The organism is Streptomyces sp. BA2 (genome assembly GCF_009769735.1).
Taxonomy (GTDB): domain Bacteria; phylum Actinomycetota; class Actinomycetes; order Streptomycetales; family Streptomycetaceae; genus Streptomyces.
In genome coordinates, this window is the sequence record NZ_WSRO01000002.1 from 1,706,358 (window position 1) to 1,723,076 (window position 16,719).

Annotated in this window: 18 protein-coding genes; 11 read left to right on the forward strand and 7 right to left on the reverse strand. The window is 71.9% G+C overall.

The annotated features are described in order from the left end of the window. Window positions 1–2: 2 nt before the first annotated feature. Window positions 3–737 carry a class I SAM-dependent methyltransferase gene (locus E5671_RS10240; protein WP_160503535.1) on the forward strand — a complete coding sequence of 245 codons (735 nt, stop codon included), beginning with the start codon at window positions 3–5 and terminating at the stop codon, window positions 735–737. Window positions 738–764: 27 nt separating this feature from the next. Here the strand turns inward: E5671_RS10240 and E5671_RS10245 are convergent, their stop codons facing one another. The 3 genes from E5671_RS10245 to E5671_RS10255 all read right to left on the reverse strand — a co-directional run bounded on the left by E5671_RS10245 (window position 765) and on the right by E5671_RS10255 (window position 4,589). After that, entirely contained in the window at window positions 765–2,597 is a 1,833-nt protein-coding gene (locus E5671_RS10245; protein WP_160503536.1) for a glycoside hydrolase family 15 protein, read from the reverse strand. A 70-nt stretch (window positions 2,598–2,667) separates the two neighbouring features. After that, complete coding sequence (locus E5671_RS10250) at window positions 2,668–3,357, reverse strand: response regulator (protein WP_160503537.1); 690 nt, start codon at window positions 3,355–3,357, stop codon at window positions 2,668–2,670. Beyond that, window positions 3,354–4,589 (reverse strand): sensor histidine kinase, encoded by a 1,236-nt coding sequence (locus tag E5671_RS10255; protein WP_160503538.1) that lies wholly within the window; start codon window positions 4,587–4,589, stop codon window positions 3,354–3,356. The genes E5671_RS10250 and E5671_RS10255 overlap by 4 nt, the downstream gene beginning before the upstream one ends. 102 nt (window positions 4,590–4,691) lie before the next feature. Between E5671_RS10255 and E5671_RS10260 the strand changes: the two genes are divergently transcribed. From E5671_RS10260 to E5671_RS10290, 7 genes are all read left to right on the forward strand, one after another. Next, complete coding sequence (locus E5671_RS10260) at window positions 4,692–5,657, forward strand: ABC transporter ATP-binding protein (protein WP_160503539.1); 966 nt, start codon at window positions 4,692–4,694, stop codon at window positions 5,655–5,657. After that, complete coding sequence (locus E5671_RS10265) at window positions 5,654–7,171, forward strand: ABC transporter permease subunit (protein ID WP_160503540.1); 1,518 nt, start codon at window positions 5,654–5,656, stop codon at window positions 7,169–7,171. The genes E5671_RS10260 and E5671_RS10265 overlap by 4 nt, the downstream gene beginning before the upstream one ends. Beyond that, entirely contained in the window at window positions 7,168–7,953 is a 786-nt protein-coding gene (locus E5671_RS10270; protein WP_160503541.1) for an ABC transporter permease subunit, read from the forward strand. The genes E5671_RS10265 and E5671_RS10270 overlap by 4 nt, the downstream gene beginning before the upstream one ends. Window positions 7,954–8,172: 219 nt before the next feature. After that, window positions 8,173–9,771, forward strand: a complete 1,599-nt coding sequence (gene malX / locus E5671_RS10275) for a maltose/glucose-specific PTS transporter subunit IIBC (RefSeq protein WP_160503542.1) — start codon at window positions 8,173–8,175, stop codon at window positions 9,769–9,771. Between the two features lie 3 nt (window positions 9,772–9,774). Further along, window positions 9,775–10,938 (forward strand): aminotransferase class I/II-fold pyridoxal phosphate-dependent enzyme, encoded by a 1,164-nt coding sequence (locus E5671_RS10280; RefSeq protein WP_160503543.1) that lies wholly within the window; start codon window positions 9,775–9,777, stop codon window positions 10,936–10,938. 110 nt (window positions 10,939–11,048) lie between these two features. After that, the gene (locus tag E5671_RS10285; RefSeq protein ID WP_160503544.1) at window positions 11,049–11,531 is read left to right on the forward strand and encodes an Lrp/AsnC family transcriptional regulator; all 483 of its coding nucleotides are present in this window, start codon (window positions 11,049–11,051) and stop codon (window positions 11,529–11,531) included. Between the two features lie 59 nt (window positions 11,532–11,590). Continuing rightward, window positions 11,591–12,280, forward strand: a complete 690-nt coding sequence (locus tag E5671_RS10290) for an HAD family hydrolase (protein WP_160503545.1) — start codon at window positions 11,591–11,593, stop codon at window positions 12,278–12,280. On the opposite strand, the gene E5671_RS10295 is transcribed toward E5671_RS10290, so the two are convergent. Together E5671_RS10295 and E5671_RS10300 are read right to left on the reverse strand one after the other, a co-directional pair. Further along, window positions 12,231–12,593 carry an AMP-binding enzyme gene (locus tag E5671_RS10295; protein ID WP_237330149.1) on the reverse strand — a complete coding sequence of 121 codons (363 nt, stop codon included), beginning with the start codon at window positions 12,591–12,593 and terminating at the stop codon, window positions 12,231–12,233. The genes E5671_RS10290 and E5671_RS10295 overlap by 50 nt on opposite strands. A gap of 112 nt (window positions 12,594–12,705) precedes the next feature. Then, window positions 12,706–13,278: a TetR/AcrR family transcriptional regulator gene (locus E5671_RS10300; RefSeq protein WP_443032592.1), complete on the reverse strand. Its 573-nt coding sequence runs from the start codon at window positions 13,276–13,278 to the stop codon at window positions 12,706–12,708. A 137-nt stretch (window positions 13,279–13,415) separates the two neighbouring features. Between E5671_RS10300 and E5671_RS10305 the strand changes: the two genes are divergently transcribed. Both E5671_RS10305 and E5671_RS46170 read left to right on the forward strand, forming a co-directional pair. Beyond that, entirely contained in the window at window positions 13,416–14,594 is a 1,179-nt protein-coding gene (locus E5671_RS10305) for an acyl-CoA carboxylase subunit beta (RefSeq protein WP_237330150.1), read from the forward strand. Further along, window positions 14,546–14,695: a hypothetical protein gene (locus tag E5671_RS46170; protein WP_237330151.1), complete on the forward strand. Its 150-nt coding sequence runs from the start codon at window positions 14,546–14,548 to the stop codon at window positions 14,693–14,695. The genes E5671_RS10305 and E5671_RS46170 overlap by 49 nt, the downstream gene beginning before the upstream one ends. 18 nt (window positions 14,696–14,713) lie before the next feature. Here E5671_RS46170 and E5671_RS10310 read toward each other — a convergent pair whose 3' ends face one another. Next, the gene (locus E5671_RS10310; RefSeq protein ID WP_160503546.1) at window positions 14,714–15,334 is read right to left on the reverse strand and encodes a hypothetical protein; all 621 of its coding nucleotides are present in this window, start codon (window positions 15,332–15,334) and stop codon (window positions 14,714–14,716) included. A 343-nt stretch (window positions 15,335–15,677) separates the two neighbouring features. On the opposite strand from E5671_RS10310, the gene E5671_RS10315 reads away from it, so the two are divergent. After that, complete coding sequence (locus E5671_RS10315) at window positions 15,678–16,169, forward strand: DNA-binding protein (RefSeq protein ID WP_160503547.1); 492 nt, start codon at window positions 15,678–15,680, stop codon at window positions 16,167–16,169. A gap of 42 nt (window positions 16,170–16,211) precedes the next feature. Here the strand turns inward: E5671_RS10315 and E5671_RS10320 are convergent, their stop codons facing one another. Beyond that, a complete protein-coding gene (locus E5671_RS10320) occupies window positions 16,212–16,715 on the reverse strand; it encodes a GNAT family N-acetyltransferase (RefSeq protein WP_160503548.1) in 504 nt (167 codons plus the stop codon). Window positions 16,716–16,719 lie beyond the last annotated feature (4 nt).

Genomic DNA, 16,719 nt, shown 5'->3' on the forward strand with positions numbered 1-16,719 from the left:
CCATGGCTCCGACCCGCAACGACGACGTCGACTGGGACAGCTGGCCCGTCCAGGACTATCTCGGCGAGAACTACCGCGAGCTGCATCCGTCCGACGCCGCGGTCATCGCCCACCACTCCGCGTTCTACCGGCAGTTCGTGCCGGGGAGCGCCGCACGCTCCCTCGAGTTCGGGGCCGGGCCGAACCTCTACCCGCTGATGCTCGCCGCCGCTGCGAGCCGCCGCATCGACGCCGTCGAGGCGAGCGCGGCGGGCGTCGCCTATCTGACCCGGCAGCTCGAACGGGCCCCCGACGACAGCTGGTTGCCCTTCCACGCGCTGTGCCGCCGCCTCAACCCCGATCTGCCGTCCACGCTTCCTGGGGCGCTCGCGGGCGTGCGCGTCGTCCACGGAGACATCCGGGCACTGCCGCCGGGTACGTACGACATCGCGTCGATGAACTTCGTCGCCGAGGGCGTCACGGAGGACTTCGCGGAGTTCACCGACTTCTGCCACCGCTTCATCCGCTCCGTCACCCCCGGCGGCCGTCTCGTCGCGGCGTTCATGGAGAACATGCCGACCTACCGCATCGGGCCCGCGTCGCGGTGGCCCGGCTGCCCGGTGGACCCGGCGGTCGTCACCGAGGTGTTCGCCCCGCTCACCGAGAGCCTCGTCGTCACCCGGATCGACGCCGACCCGACGCTGCCGGACTACGGCGACTCCGGGATGGTGCTGCTCACGGCAGCGAGGCCGGTATGACGGCGAGGCAGGCACGACAGGGCACTCTCAGGCGCCCGCCTCCTGCAGCGCGAACGCCGTCTCGACCAGGGCGATGTGGCTGAACGCCTGCGGTGCGTTGCCCAGTTGGCGGCGGCTGTCCGGGTCCCACTGTTCCGCAAGGAGGCCCACGTCGTTGCGTACGTCCAGGACGCGTTCGAAGGTCTCCCGCGCCTGCCGGAGCCGGCCGGTCGCCGCCAGCGCGTCGGCGTACCAGAGGGAGCACGCCACGAACGTGCCCTCGGAGCCACGCACACCGTCCACGCTGTGCGTGCCCCGGCCGTCGTGGGCGTACCTCCGCACGAATCCGTGGTGGTCCAGGGCCCGCATCGCCCGGACCGTGTCGCGCACGCGCGCGTCGTCGGCGGGCAGGAAGCCGACCTTGGGGATCAGCAGGGCCGACGCGTCCAGGGCGGACGATCCGTAGGACTGCACGAACGACCGCCGTCCGTCGTCCCACCCCTCGCGGCACACCTCCCGGTGCACCGCGTCCCGCATGGCGCGCCACTCCCCCGCGGATCCGTTCCTGCCGAGCATCTCGCCCATGCGCAGGGCGCGGTCGGCGGCGACCCACGCCATGACCTTGGAGTGGACGAACTGCTGCCCCGCGCCGCGGACTTCCCACAGCCCCTGGTCCGGTTCGCGCCAGTGGTCCCGCAGATGGCTCATCAGGGATTCGACCAGGCTCCACAGCCGGGGCTGCATCGGGATCCCCGCCCGCAGCGACAGATAGAGCGTGTCGAGAACCTCGCCGTAGACGTCCAACTGGAGCTGATGGGCCGCGGCGTTCCCGAACCGGACGGGCCGCGAACCCTCGTAGCCGGCCAGCCAGGGCGCCTCGGCCTCCGGCAGCAGCCGCTGCCCCTCCACTCCGTACACCGCCTGGAGACCGGCGGGGTCGCCCGCCACGGCACGCACAAGCCAGTCGAGCCAGGCCGTCGCCTCGTCGCGATAGCCGCTGCGCAGCAGGGCGGACAGGGTGAGCGTGGAATCGTGCAGCCAGCAGAAGCGGTGGTCCCAGTTGCGTTCGCCGCCGACGCACTCGGGGAGCGAGGTGGTCGGTGCGGCGACGACACCGCCCGTGGGCGCGTAGGTGAGGGCTTTCAGCGTGATCAGTGAGCGGGTGACGGCCTCGCGCCAGGGGCCCTGGTAGCGGCACTGGGCCGTCCAGTTCCGCCAGAAGTCGCCGGTGGCCTTCAGTGCCGTCTCCGCCGGGACCCTGAGGGGCTCGGGCGGTTCGGGCAGGTGCGAGGGCGCCCACACGAGTTGCAGCGCGAGGCGCTGGCCCGCCGAGACGGTGAAGTCCAGGACGGTGGAGTCGCGGATGCCGGGGTCAGTGGCGGTTTCGTGGGCCGTGGAGTCCGCGCCGGCCCGTATCTCCATGGGGCCGTCGGCGCTCAGCCAGAGGGAGTCAGGGCCGGCCACCGCGACCGTGCAGTGCTCCTGGGCCCGCACCCACGGCATGACTCGGCCCTGGTTGAAGCGCGGCCGCAGTTCGCTGCGCATGGCCACGGCGCCGGACAGGCCCTCGACGACGCGCACGATGCAGGGCAGCTCCGCGCGGGGAGGCATGAAGTCCGTGACGCGCACGGCACCGGTCGCGCACTCCCAGTGGGAATCCATGACCAGTGTGTCCTGGCGGTAGGCCCGCTGTGCGCAGGGGCCCGCGCCGACGGGGGAGATCCGCCAGAAGCCGTTGTCCGCCGTGCCGAGCAGCGCGGCGAAACAGGCCGGTGAGTCGAAGCGCGGCAGGCAGAGCCAGTCGATCGACCCGTCCCTGCCGAGCATGGCGGCGGTTTCCAGGTCGCTGATGAGGGCGTAGTCCTCGATGCGAGCGTTCATGATCGAGTCACGCCGTCGTGCACATTGCCGCCCTTCCATTGTACGGCGGGCACGGCCATCGGGCCTGGGCTCAGGCCCCCGCCCGGGGCACCACGAGACCCGACTCGTACGCGGCGACCACCGCCTGGGTGCGGTCGCGCAGGCCGAGTTTGCCGAGCACCCGGCTCACATGGGTCTTCACGGTCTCCTCGCTGACGTGCAGCCGCCCGGCGATCTCCGGATTGGACAGGCCCTCCGCGATCAGCCGCAGCACCTCGGTCTCGCGCGGCGTGAGGGCGTCGACGCGGGCCGTGGGTCCGGCGGGCGGTCCGGGCCTGAGGCGGGCGAACTCCGCGATGAGGCGCCGGGTCACGGTGGGGGCGAGCAGCCCCTCGCCCGCGGCCACCACCCGCACCGCGTCGAAGAGGCGCTCCGCCGTGACGTCCTTGAGCAGGAACCCGGCGGCGCCCGCGCTCAGCGCGTCGTACACGTGCTCGTCCAGGTCGAAGGTGGTGAGGATCAGCACGCGCGTGCCGGTCCCGGCGAGGCGTCCGGTCGCCTCGATGCCGTCCATCACCGGCATGCGGACGTCCATCAGGACCAGGTCGGGCCGCAGCTGCCGGCAGAGTTCGACCGCCCGCGCGCCGTCGGCCGCCGTGCCGACGACCGTGAAGTCGGGCTGTGTGGCGAGGAGTCCGGCGTATCCGGCGCGTACGACCTCGTGGTCGTCGGCGATGACGAGGCGCAGGGCGGGGGCGCCGGGACTGCCTGGGGTGCTCATGCGGCATGCTCCCTCATCGGCGCGGGGAACGTCGCCTCGATGAGGAATCCGCCGCGCCGCGCGGGGCCCGCGCGCAGCTCGCCGCCGACCATCGCGGCGCGCTCCCGCATGCCGACGAGGCCGTGCCCTTCGCCGAGGCCGTCCGAGGTGTGCGGGCTTGGCCCGTTGTCGCGTACGCGCAGGCGCAACCCGCCCTGGGTGTAGCGGAGTTCGACGTCCACGGCGGCGCCGGGCGCGTGCCGCCGGGTGTTGGTGAGGGCCTCCTGGACGATGCGGTACGCGGTGAGTTCGAGACCGGGATCCAGCGGGCGCACCGGGCCCTCGACGATGAGGCGCACGGCGGCGGCCGAGGCGTCGCGGGCCTCGTCGACGAGTTCGCCGAGCTGTCGGAGCCCCGGCTGGGGGCGGCGGTCCGGCGCGGCGCCCCCCGCGTCCTCGCGCAGCACGCCGAGCAGCCTGCGCATCTCGGTGAGCGCCGTGCGGGCGGTGTCGCCGATGGCCAGGAAACGTTCGGCGCCGACGGCGGGCAGGCCCGGCGTGGTCAGCCTGGCGGTCTCGGCCTGCACCGCGATCATGGAGATGTGATGGGCGACGACATCGTGCAACTCCCGGGCGATCCTGGCCCGTTCACCCCGAGCGACGTGCTCCAGCAAAGTGTCCGCGATGGCCTGCTCGGCCGCGGTGTTCACGAGGGCGGTGTCGCGCGCGCTCCGGGCGAGACCGGTCCCTGCGGCGACGGCGGCGCACACCGCGGTGAGGACGGCGAGGAACCGGTCCCCCGCCCCGGAGCCGGCGGGCACGGTGACCGCGTAGGCGATGAAGGGCAGGGGAAGGAGGGCGGCAAGGTACCTCAGGCCCCGGCGTCCGGCCTGATGGAGCGAGACGAGCAGCGCGCACAGACCGGCGCCGGTCAGCACGTGGAACGGCGCGAGGGACAGCATCCCCGCCGCACCGGCGAGCACGACAGCGGCGGCGAGGAAACCGCGGGCGGGTCGTGGGGTGGACAGGCGCGGGGTGAGGCGGCGCGCGGTGAGCGGGCGTAGGCCCAAGGTCGACGCCACGTTGCTGCCCGCCAGGACCGCGACCGGCGTCGTCGTTCCCAGTGCGAGTGACAGTGCCAGCGGCAGCGGGACATCGCCGTCCGCGCGCACCAGTACCTCGATCACGGCGCCTAGTGCCAGCACCGCCGCGGCAACGCCCGCCCCGGAAGATTTCACCCTCACACGTGTCATTGTCACCGGCTGGGGCCCCGTCGGAGTCCCTCACGTGAGGGATACGAAGACTGCTCCACGGCGTGACGACCCGCGGCCACGGCGTCTCTAGCCTCGCTTCCCATGGATGGCATAACAGCAACACCCGACGGTGGCGAAGCAACCATCGAAGTGCGCGGGCTGCGCAAGCGGTTCGGCTCCGTCACCGCGGTGGACGGTCTCACGTTCACTGTCGCACCCGGGCAGGTCACGGGGTTCGTCGGCCCCAACGGCGCGGGCAAGTCGACGACCATGCGCATCGTCCTCGGCCTGGACTCCGCCGACGAGGGCACCGCCCTCATCGGCGGCCGTCCCTACCGGGCACTGCGCACGCCCCTCCTTGAAGTGGGCTCGCTGCTCGACGCGGCCGCCGTGCATCCCAGCCGCCGGGGGCGCGATCACCTTCTGTGGATGGCGCATTCGCACCGCCTTCCCGTGCGGCGCGTCGACGAAGTCCTGGAGCTCGTCGGGCTCGGGCAAGCCGCGCGGCGCAGAGCAGGGGGGTACTCGCTCGGCATGCGGCAGCGCCTCGGCATCGCGGCGGCGCTGCTCGGTGATCCGCCCGTGCTGCTCTTCGACGAACCCGTCAACGGACTCGACCCGGAGGGCATCCGGTGGATCCGCGGCTTCCTGAAGTCCCTGGCCGCCGAGGGGCGGGCCGTACTCGTGTCCAGTCACCTGATGAGTGAACTGGAGGACACCGCGGACCACTTGGTGGTGGTCGGCCGCGGGCGCGTCATCGCCGACACGAGCGTACGAGAGCTGCTCGCCGCCGCGTCGGGCGACCGCGTCGAGGTGCGGACGGCCGACCGGACGGCGGCGATGACCGTCCTGGCGGGCGGGGGCGCGAGCGTCGCGGCGACCGGACGCGACACCCTCGCCGTCTCCGGTCTCGCGGCCGAACGGGTCGTGGAACTGCTCGGCGGCGCCGGTGTCTCCTTCTCCGGGGTCTCCGCGCACCGGGCCACGCTCGAAGAGGCGTACATGGAACTGACCAGGAACGACGTGGAGTTCGCTGCAGAGCACCCCGTCGAGGGGAGCACGCGATGACCACCACCGAGACGCCACCTCGCGGGCCGAGCACGGTCGTGGTCGGCCGCGACGGCTTCCCGCAGCTCCTCCGCGCCGAGTGGACCAAGCTGCGTACGGTGCGCCGCTGGGCCCTCACTCTGCTGGCCGCGGTCCTGGTGACCGTACTGATCTCCCTGTTCTCCGCGGCCAGTTCGAGCGTCGACATCGCGGGCGGCGGCTCGACCGCGCCCACCGGCCCCGGCGGGCAGTCCATCCGTGACGACTTCACCTTCGTGCACCGCACGCTCCCCGCCGACGGCAGCATCACCGCGCGGGTGGCGGGACCGGAGGGCGTGAGCCCCGACCGGGCGCCCGAGTGGGCCAAGGCCGGGGTGCTCGTCAAGGAGAACACCGAGAGCGGTTCCGACTACGCCGCCCTGATGGTCACCCCCGGGCACGGGGTGCGGTTCCAGAGCCACTTCACCGGCGATGTCGCGGGCGGAGCCGCGTCCGCCGACAAGCCGCACCGGCTGCGGCTGACCCGGTCGGGCGCCACCGTCACGGCGTACGTGCCGGCCGACAGCGGCGGTTGGAGGAAGGTCGGCACGGCCGAACTCGACAACGCTACGGGCGCGGTCACCGTCGGGCTCTTCGTGGCGTCGCCCAACGTGCAGTCCATGAACCGCGAGTTCGGCAACGTCTCGCTGAGCGACGGCCCCTCGCGCTCGACCGCGCGCTTCGACGAGGTGACGGTCGAGGGGGCGGCCGGCGGGGCCGACTGGCAGCGGACCGATGTCGGGCAGACCAAAGGTGACCAGGGCGAACTGAGCCGCTCCGGCGGCACGTTCACGCTCACCGGCTCCGGCGACATCGCGCCCGGCACCCCCATGCAGCCCGACCTCGTCGCCACCTCCCTGAACGGCTCCCAGCTCGGCCTCGTCCTGATCGCCGCGCTCGGCGTACTGTTCATCACCGCCGAGTACCGGCGCGGCATGATCCGGACCACGTTCGTGGCCAGTCCGCGGCGCGGCCGGGTCCTGGTCGCCAAGGCCGTGGTGGTCGGCGCGGCCGCCTTCGCGGCCGGGCTCGTCGCGTCGCTGGCGTCGTTCCTGCTCAGCATGCCCGTCCTGCGCGAGAACGGTCACGAGCCGCCGATGTTCCCCGAGTTCTCGCTGACCGACGGCCCGGTCGTGCGCGCTGTGCTCGGCACCGCGGCCCTGCTCGCCCTGGTCGCCGTGCTCGCCCTGGCGCTCGGCGCGCTGCTGCGCAGCACCGCCGCCGCGATCACCACCGTCGTCGTGGTGATCGTCCTGCCCCTGATCCTGGTCAGCGTGCTGCCGCTCGGCCTTTCGCAGTGGCTGCAACGGCTCACGCCCGTCGCGGGGTTCGCGATCCAGGAGACGACGCCGCGCTACGACCAGGTGGCGAGCCTGTGCCTCCCGGAGGACGGCTGCTACCCGCAGGGCGCGTGGACAGGCTTCGCGACGCTGGCCGCGTACGCCGTCGTGGTGCTCGCCATCGCGGTGTGGCGCATCCGGAAGCGGGACGCGTGAGCGGCGGCCGGGCGCTCGGCACCCTGCACGCCGAGTGGACCAAACTCCGTACGCTGCACAGCACTTGGTGGCTCCTGTTCGCCGTGGTGGCCCTGACCGTCCTCGCGGGCGCGGCCACCACCGCGTCGCTGACCGCCGGGGACTGCCCGCTCCCGGCCGACTGCCACGAGGACACCGTGAAGCTCAGCCTCACGGGGGTCTGGCTCGGCCAGGGCGCGGTCGTCGTCCTGGCGGTGCTCACGATGAGCGGCGAGTACGGCACGGGCACCATCCGTACGACGCTGACGACCGAGCCCGGCCGCGTACGACTGCTTGCCGCGAAGGCCCTCGTCCTGTGCGCCCTGACCGCGGCGGCCGGTGCCGCCGGGGTGTTCGGCTCGCTCCTCTCCGGGCGGATGCTGCTGGCCGCCGACGGCTTCGCGACACCGGGCCTCACGGACGGTGCGACCCTGCGCGCGGCCGTCGGTACGGTCCTCTACCTCACGCTCGCCGCCCTGATCGGCCTTGGTGTGGCCGCCGCGCTGCGCGACACGGCGACCGCCGTCACCTCCGTACTCGGGCTGTTCTATGCCTTCCCGCTGCTCGCGGGGCTGCTCGCCGACCCCGACTGGCAGGAGTACGCCCGGCGGGCGGCGCCCGCGACGGCCGGGCTCGCGATCCAGGCGACCGTAGACCTGGACCGGCTGCCGATCGGGCCGTGGGCGGGCATCGGGGTGCTCGCCGCGTACGCGGGGGCGGCGCTCCTCGCCGGGGGAACGGTGCTGCGGATGCGGGACGCCTGAGGCCGCGTACACCATGTGCAACGGCCATGGACAGCCCCCGAGCCGCTGTGATCTCATCCGTCCGGGCGGATCGATCGACCTTCGGCGTGGATCGACGGACCTTCCGCGCCGATCCGCAGGCGATCCCTGTGTGCGGCATGTGACCGGCCACCGTCCTGGCCCGCGCGCCCGTGGGCCGGTCATTGTTCGCCTCCGCTCAGGCCCGAAAGACCCCCACACATGCAGAAGACCAAGTCCGCGCTCTGGGAATTCCTCCAGGGCCTCGGCAAGACGTTCATGCTCCCGGTGGCCCTGCTCGCGTTCTGCGGCATCATGCTGGGCATCGGCTCGTCGCTCTCCAGCGAGGCCGTCACCGAGAACCTCACCTTCCTCCAGGGCGAGGGCTTCCACCTCGTCTTCACGTGGATGGCGAGCACCGGCCTCGTCGCCTTCAAGTTCCTCCCCGTGATGTTCGCGATAGCCATCCCCCTGGGCCTGGCCCGCGAGGACAAGGGCGTCGCGGCCTTCTCGGGCTTCGTCGGCTACGCCGCGATGAACCTGGCGGTGAACTTCTACCTCACCGCCAAGGGCGTGGACCTGGAGGACGAGAAGGCCATCGCCCACTACGGCATCGCCGACGTGATCGGCATCCAGTCCATCGATACGGGACTGCTCGGCGCCGTCGCTGTTGGCATCGTTGTCAGCATCCTTCACCAGCGGTTTCGTGCCCAGCGGATGCCCGATGCGCTCGCCTTCTTCGGCGGTCTGCGGTTCGTGCCGATCATCTCGACGCTCGCGCTCAGCCTGCTCGGCCTGCTGATCCCGCTGGTGTGGCCGACGTTCAACGGCTGGATCACGGATCTCGGGCGCGCGATCGGTCACGCGGGCGTCTTCGGCCCGTTCTTCTTCGGCATGGGCGAGGTGCTCCTGCGCCCGATCGGCCTGCACCACATCCTCGTCGCGATGTTCCGCTTCACGGATGTCGGCGGCTCCGGCGCGGTGTGCGGCGACCACGTGTCCGGCGCGCTGAACCTCTTCTACGCCCAGCTCAACTGCGCGAACCCGCCCGGTGATTCGGTCACGAGCGCCACCCACTTCCTGTCCCAGGGCAAGATGGCGGTCTACCTCGGCGGACTGCCGGGCGCGGCCCTCGCCATGTATCACTGCGCGAACAGGAAGATGCGCCCGGAGATCAAGGCGCTGCTGATCTCCGGCGTCGTGGCGTGCGTCGTCGGCGGCATCACCGAACCGCTCGAATTCCTGTTCCTGTTCATCGCGCCGTGGCTGTATCTGATCCACGCCGTCCTTGTCGGCCTGGGATTCCTGACCGCAGCCGTCCTCGGGGTGTTCATCGGCAACACCGACGGCAATGTCATCGACTGGCTCGTCTTCGGCGTCCTGCAAGGCACGACCACGAAGTGGTACCTGATACCCGTCATCGCCGCGGTGTGGTTCGCCGGCTACTACTTCCTCTTCCGCTGGGCCATCACCCGCTTCGATCTCAAGACACCGGGGCGCGACGAGCCCGCGCCGGAAGAGGAAGAGGAAGAGGAGGCTGCGGCTGCGGCTGAGTCCCCGCGTGAGCTCATCGCCGGGAAGTACGACGCCGTGGGCATCCTGGAGGCGATCGGCGGCGCCGGGAACATCCGGACCCTCGACAACTGCATCACCCGCCTGCGCATGACGGTCGAGGACGCCGGACAGGTCGACGAGACCCGTCTGAAGAAGCTCGGCGCGGTCGGCGTCATCACGCTCGACGCGCACAACGTGCAGGTCATCATCGGCCCGCAGGTGCAGTCGGTGAAGGACGCGATCGCGTCGCTGGTCCGGGTGGGCTGACCGGTGCCCGAGCCCTTCGGTTTCGATGTGCCCGTCGACCGGCACGGCACGTGGTGCACGCAGTGGGACTACGTCGAGGACCGCTTCGGCGTCCCCGGCCTGCTGCCCTTCACCATCTCGGACATGGACTTCGAGACGGCGCCCGCGGTACTCGCGGCCCTCCGCGGCCGGCTCGACCACGGCGTGCTCGGCTACTCCCGCTGGCGCCAGGCCGACTTCCTCTCCGCGATCGTCGACTGGTACGGCGAACGCCACGCCACCGATGTGGACCCGGAGTCGATCGTCTACGGCCCCTCCGTGATCTACCAGGTCGGCCGGCTCCTGCGGCTGTGGTCACGCCCCGGCGACGGCGTCGTCGTCCACACACCGGCGTACGACGCCTTCCCCAAGACCGTCGCCGCGCACGAACGGCGGCTGCTGCGCTGCCCGCTCGGCGACTGGACCGAACTGGAACGGCTGCTCGGCCTGCCGGACACGGCCGTTCTGCTGCTGTGCTCGCCCCACAACCCCACCGGCCACGTATGGACGGAGGCCGAGCTCGACCGCCTCGCGGCCCTGTGCGCGCGGTACGGCGTCGCGGTGATCAGCGACGAGATCCACTCGGACCTCGCCCACCCGCCGTACGTCCACCGCCCGTGGTCCCTGCACGGTGGCCGCGAAGGCCGCTGGGCGGTGGTGTCATCGGCCTCGAAGTCCTTCAACATCCCGGCCTTGACGGGCAGTTACGGCATCTTCGGCGACCCGGCCACACGCGACGCGTACCTGCGTGACCTCAAGGAGGCCGACGGCCTCTCGTCCCCGGCGGTGCTCTCACTCGTCGGGCACATCGCCGCGTACCGAGAGGGAGCCCCCTGGCTCGAAGCCCTGGGCACCTACCTCCGCGGCAACCTCCAACTCGTCGCCGACCGCCTCAACACGGCGTTCCCCTCCCTCAACTGGGCACCGCCACAGGCCGGTTACCTCGCCTGGATCGACGTACGCCCGCTGGGCGTGGACGACGAGGCCCTGCAACGCGAGCTGATCGAGACCCAGAAGGTGGCGATCATGCCCGGCACGGCGTACGGCTCCTCCGGGCATCTGCGCCTGAACGTGGGCTGCCCACGCGCCAAGGCCGAGCGGGGCGTCACGGCCCTGGTGGAGGCGGTGCGGGCGATCCAGCCGACGTAGGTGCGGGGCGCGTCAGTACGCGCAGGTCAGGCCGGTCTCTTCACGGAGACCGCCCCCTGCCGTTGGTACAGTCACGAGGTTCATCCCTCGTACCCGGGAGACCCCGCCCCATGGCCGTCGACGAACTCGACACCCGCATTCTGCGGCTCCTCCTGGAGCAGCCCCGCACCAGCGTCCGTGAGTACGCGCGTGTGCTCGGTGTCGCCCGCGGCACCCTGCAGGCCCGGCTCGACCGGCTGGAGCGGGACGGGGTGATCACCGGGACGGGGCCCTGGCTCTCGCCCGCCGCGCTCGGGCATCCGGTGCTCGCCTTCGTGCACATCGAGGTCACGCAGGGGCACCTGGACGAGGTGGGCGACGCGCTCGCCGCCGTGCCGGAGATCGTCGAGGCCTTCTCGATCACCGGCGGCGGTGACCTCCTGACCCGCGTCGTCGCCCGGGACAACGGCCACCTGGAAGACGTGGTCCAGCAGCTGATCCAGATGCCGGGCGTGGTCCGCACCCGTACCGAGATGGCGCTGCGCGAGCGCGTCCCGCACCGTCTGCTGCCGCTGGTCGAGTCGATCGGCAGGGCCTCCGCCGAACAGAAGTGATCCGTCGGCCACCGACCCGTGCGGCGGCGTTGATCTGCGGCTTTGGCATGCTGGAGTGCATGAGCACCTTCGGCGACACCTCGGTCATCTTCGATCTCGACGGCACCCTCGTGGACAGCGAGCCGAACTATTTCGCGGCACAACGCGGTCTCCTCGCCGAGCACGGCATCGACTACACCTGGGCCGACAACGAGCGCTTCGTGGGCATCAGCACCCAGGAGACCCTCGCCGTCTGGCAGGACCAGTACGGCATCGACGTACCGGTGGCCGAACTCCTTCCGGAGCTCGACCGCCGCTATCTGGAGCTGGCCCGCGCCGACACGCACGTGTTCCCGGAGATGCGGAAGTTCGTCGAGCGGCTGCACGGTGCCGGGGTGCCGATGGCCGTGGCCTCCGGATCGTCCCGCGCCGCCATCGAAGCGATCCTCTCCGGAACCGGCCTCGACGCGCTCCTGACCACGGTCGTCTCGGCCGACGAGGTCGCGCACGGCAAGCCCGCGCCCGACGTGTTCCTGGCCGCCGCCGCACTGCTCGGCGCGGACCCCGCCGACTGCGTGGTCCTGGAGGATGCCGCTCCGGGTGCCACGGCGGCGCACGCGGCGGGCATGCGCTGCATCGCGATCCCCTACGTGACCGCCCACGCGGACGCACCGGCGTTCGCGTCGGCGGGGCTGCTGCTCCGGGGCGGGCAGGCCGAGTTCACGGCGCAGGCGGCGTGGGATCACCTGGCCGCGCTGACGCGACCGTAGACACGGCTGCAGCCGTCGTCGCGGCCCGCTCAGCGAGCTCCGTCTTCTTGATCTTGCAGGTCGCGGTGAGGGGCAGCTCGTCGAGGATCTCGACGGCCGGGACCTTGTACGTCGCCATGGATCCGGCCGCCCAGGCGTGCAGCTCATGTGCCGTGAGCGCGCTGCCGGGGGCGGTGCGCACGCAGGCGTAAGGGCGCTGGCCGGCCTCCGCGTCCGGGACGGCGACGACGGCCGCCGCGAGGACGTCGGGGTGCCGGGCGAGCAGGGTCTCGACCTCGGCGGGGAAGACGCTCATGCCCTTGACCTTGATCATGTCCTTGTCACGGCCGAGGTAGTACAGACAGCCGTCCTCGTCGAGGCGCCCGATGTCACCGGTGTGCGGGCGGCCGTCGCGCAGGGCTTCCGCACGGACATGGGGCGGCTCCTCAACGTGGGGTCTGGCGTGGGGTCCGGCGTGGGTCTTCGACTCCGAGCAGGTGCAGGAACATGGCGGTCACATCGCGCACGGCCGCGTCGTACGTCTCCGGGGCGGACGCTTCCGGGGCGGACGCCGTGAGCCGGGCGAACTGGATGCTCATGCCGCCGACAGCGCGGGCCACGGCGAGCGGCTCCGCGACCGGCCGGGCCCTGCCCTCGGCCGCGAGCCGCCGGATGTAGCGGGCGGAGCGGTGGATCGGGCGCTCCTGGGTCTCCTCCCACAGGGCGCGCACGTCGTCGTCGCTCTGCGCCTGCTGCTCCAACAGCCGCAGCAGCGGCAGGTGTTGGGCGTACGCCGCGATGAAGGCGGCGGTGGAAGCCCGGCAGACCTCGCGGGCGTCGTCCTGGTCCACTCCGGGCACGTCCTGCGCGGCGAGGAACGCGTCCCGTACGCGTACCGCGAGGACGCGGAAGATCTCTTCCTTGGACGCGAAGTACACATAGAAGCCCGCCCGGGAGACCTCTGCCTCCGCCGTGATGTCGGCGACGGTCGTCGCGCCGTACCCGCGCCGCGCGAACACGGCCTCGGCGGCGTCCAGGAGCCGCCCGCGGGCCGGGGCGTCGCTGCGGTCGCGGCCGGTGCGGGTCGCTCGCGATCGCTGCCCAGCGCCGCCGTCGCTCCCTCGACGACCTGATCTCGTCGACGCCCGCCGACGGCATGGTCACCGGCACGGGCCGGATCGACGGCGTGCGGTGCGTGGCGATGTCGTACGACTACACGGTCCTGGCCGGCACCCAGGGCCTGCAGAACCACCGCAAGACGGACCGGATGCTCCAGCTGGCCGAGGAACGGCGGCTGCCGGTGGTGCTGTTCGCCGAGGGCGGCGGCGGGCGCCCCGGGGACACCGACACGACGTCCGTCGCCGGGCTCGACGTGACGGCGTTCCATCAGATGGGGCGCCTCAGCGGCCAAGTCCCCCTGGTGGGCGTCGCGTCGGGACGGTGCTTCGCGGGCAACGCCGCCCTGCTCGGCTGCTGCGACGTGGTGATCGCGACGCCGGAGGCCAGCATCGGGATGGGCGGGCCCGCGATGATCGAGGGCGGCGGCCTCGGCGTGTACCGCCCCGAGGAGGTCGGGCCCCTGTCGGTCCAGGTGCCGAACGGGGTGGTGGACACCGCGGTGGCCGACGAGGCCGAGGCGGTGCGGGTGGCACGGAAGTACCTCGGCTACTTCTCGTACTCCCCTGAGTCGGGCCGCAGTTGGGAGGCGCCGGACCCGCGGCTGCTGCGGCACGCGGTCCCGGAGAACCGGCGCCGCGCCTATGACATGCGGGCCGCGATCGAGGGGATCGCCGACACCGACTCGGTCCTGGAGCTGCGGGGCGGCTTCGGCGCAGGCATCATCACGGCTCTCGTGCGCGTCGAGGGCAGGCCGATGGGGCTGCTCGCCAACAACCCCGGGCACCTGGGCGGGGCGATCGACCGCGACGCCGCGGACAAGGCGGAGCGCTTCCTGCGGCTGTGCGACGCGTTCGGGCTTCCTGTCGTCTCGCTGTGTGACACACCGGGTTTCATGGTCGGCCCGGATGCCGAACGGACCGCGACCGTACGGCACTTCTCCCGCCTCTTCGTGACCGGCGCACAGCTCCGTGTCCCGCTGGTGAGCCTGGTGCTGCGCAAGGCGTACGGGCTCGGCGCGATGGCCATGATGGGCGGCTCCACGCGCGCGCCCGTGGCCACGGCGGCGTGGCCGAGCGGCGAGTTCGGGGGATGGGTCTTGAGGGCGCCGTCCGTCTCGGCTACCGCAAGGAGCTGGCCGCGATCGCCGATCCCGGGGAGCGGCAGCGGGTGTTCGATGCCCATGTCGCCGAGTTGTACGAGCACGGCAAGGCGGTGAACGCCGCGGCCGCGCTGGAGATCGACGCCGTCATCGACCCCGCGGAGTCGCGGAGTTGGATCCTGACGGCGCTGGAGGGGGCGGGCGGGCCACGGCGGTGATCAGCTCCTGGGGGCTGTTCAGTACATGATCCCAACGAGGCCGTCCCCCTGCTCGGCGCAGACGAGTCCGCCCGTGCAGCAGGCTCCCCAGCTGCCGGACCCGGGCCCGAAGAGGGTCACCCGCTCCCAGTGCTCCGCGGTCGGCCTGGCCCGCGAGAGGCGCAGTCCGAGCTCGTGCACGGCCATCTCCGCGGGCGGCGGCCCGGCGGGCGATGCGGTGGCCCCTGGCAGCACGGCCACGATCTCCGCGGCGGGATAGCCGAAGAGGTCTATGTCGTCCCAGGCCACCGGGGTCACCTCCGGGCTCTCCGCCTGGGACCGCGCCTTGGCCGTCGCCTGGATCTCCACGCGGGCGAGCCGGTCCGTGGCGCCCGGCCCGCCGCCACCGAAGCCGAGGACGACGCCGTCCAGCTCGGCGTCGAAGCTCCACCCGGGCTCGTAGAGGAGGCCGCCGAGCCAGGCGTCGTGCGCGTGCCGGAGCTCCGCGTACTGGCTCAGGGTCAGTCCCATGCACTGCCGGTGGTGTGTGACCCTGTCGGGCGGCAGCAGTTCCAGGACCTCGCCGGGTGTCATCCCGAACTTCAACAGCCCAGCGCCGCCCGGCAGTTCCACGCCGACTTCTCGCAACAACTCCAACATTGCACCATTGTTCACCCGTTGACCCAGGTGGCAAGGCTGTTGACGAGATCACACAGAAAACGGTTGTGGGGTCAGCGGTCAGGACTGGGGACGGCTGCCGTGGTTGGCCGGGTGCTTACGGCGTGCCTTCTTCTTACGGCGTCGCTTCGATGACATGCGATTCCCCTCTCGCCTGGTTCGCCACTCGACTGGTTCGCCACTCGCCTGGTTCGCCAGGAGTGGCATTTCGGATGTTTTCTACCGTTCCATACAGTGCCCGGACCGGCGACACAGAGAAGGCATGCAAACAAGATGTTCACAAGGAAGTGTTGACAGCATGACGTGTGCCGTCGATGCTGGCCCCATGCCCGCGACTCCCGAACAGCAGCCCGCCGGCAGCGCCTCCGCGGCGGACCCCGAGACCGACCCCTTCAGCCCTACGCACCCGGACCAGGTGCGCGCGGGCCGCGCCCCCGCCTCCCTGTTCCGCATCGCCGAGCGGCACGCGGCCACCGACGAGCAGCGGCGTCGACAAGTCCACGCCACGATCGTCGGCCCGTACGAGGCGGCACGGCTCGTGACGTTCCTGCTGACCGGGATCGCGCAGCCCGCGGAGGGCGAGCCCGAGGTGGACCACGCGGACATCACCGCGGCGCTGACGCTCATGCCGATGGCGCGCGGCGAGATGGACGAGGTGGAGGCCGCACTCCTGCAGATGGCCCGCGGTCGCGGCATGACCTGGCCGGAGATCGCCTTCGGCCTCGGCCTCGGCACTCCGCAGGCGGCCAGGCAGCGCTACGAACGGCTGGTCGGCCGTACGGCGATCGACCCGGAAGCCACGCCTACGGGCCCGTGAAGTCACGGGCCCATGCCCTCGGCAGCCAAGTGGCGACGCCGCTCACGCCCCCACGTCCCCCGCGCCCGCACCCGCGCCCGCATGCCGGAGCCAGACATAGCCGACGGGCTGCGGGGCGTTCCACTCCACGGCAAGGGCGGGGGCGACGGGCAGAAATCCGGCCGCGCGGTAGCAGCGCAGGGCGGCGGCGTTCGCCGGATGTACGCGCATGAAGATCTCCGCGTACCCGGCCCGCAGGGCCAGCTCGGCCAGCCCCCGCACCAGTACGCGCCCGACACCTCGCCCACGGGCGCCCGGCGCCACGATGATCCGGGCGAGTTCCGCCTCCCCCTCATCCTCGTCGCACCACACCTCCCCGTAGCCGAGGAGTGTCTCCCCCTCGATGAGCGCGTGCCCCCGCACACCCTCTTCCAGCTGCCAGCCGGCGACGGCCCTCGCGGCCACGGGAAAGTCGCGCAGCCCACACCACAGGGCCACCTCACCGGCGGAGACGGGCCAGCGCGCCACGGTGTCCGCATCCTCCACGGCGAAGGGTCGAAGCTCCATGTAC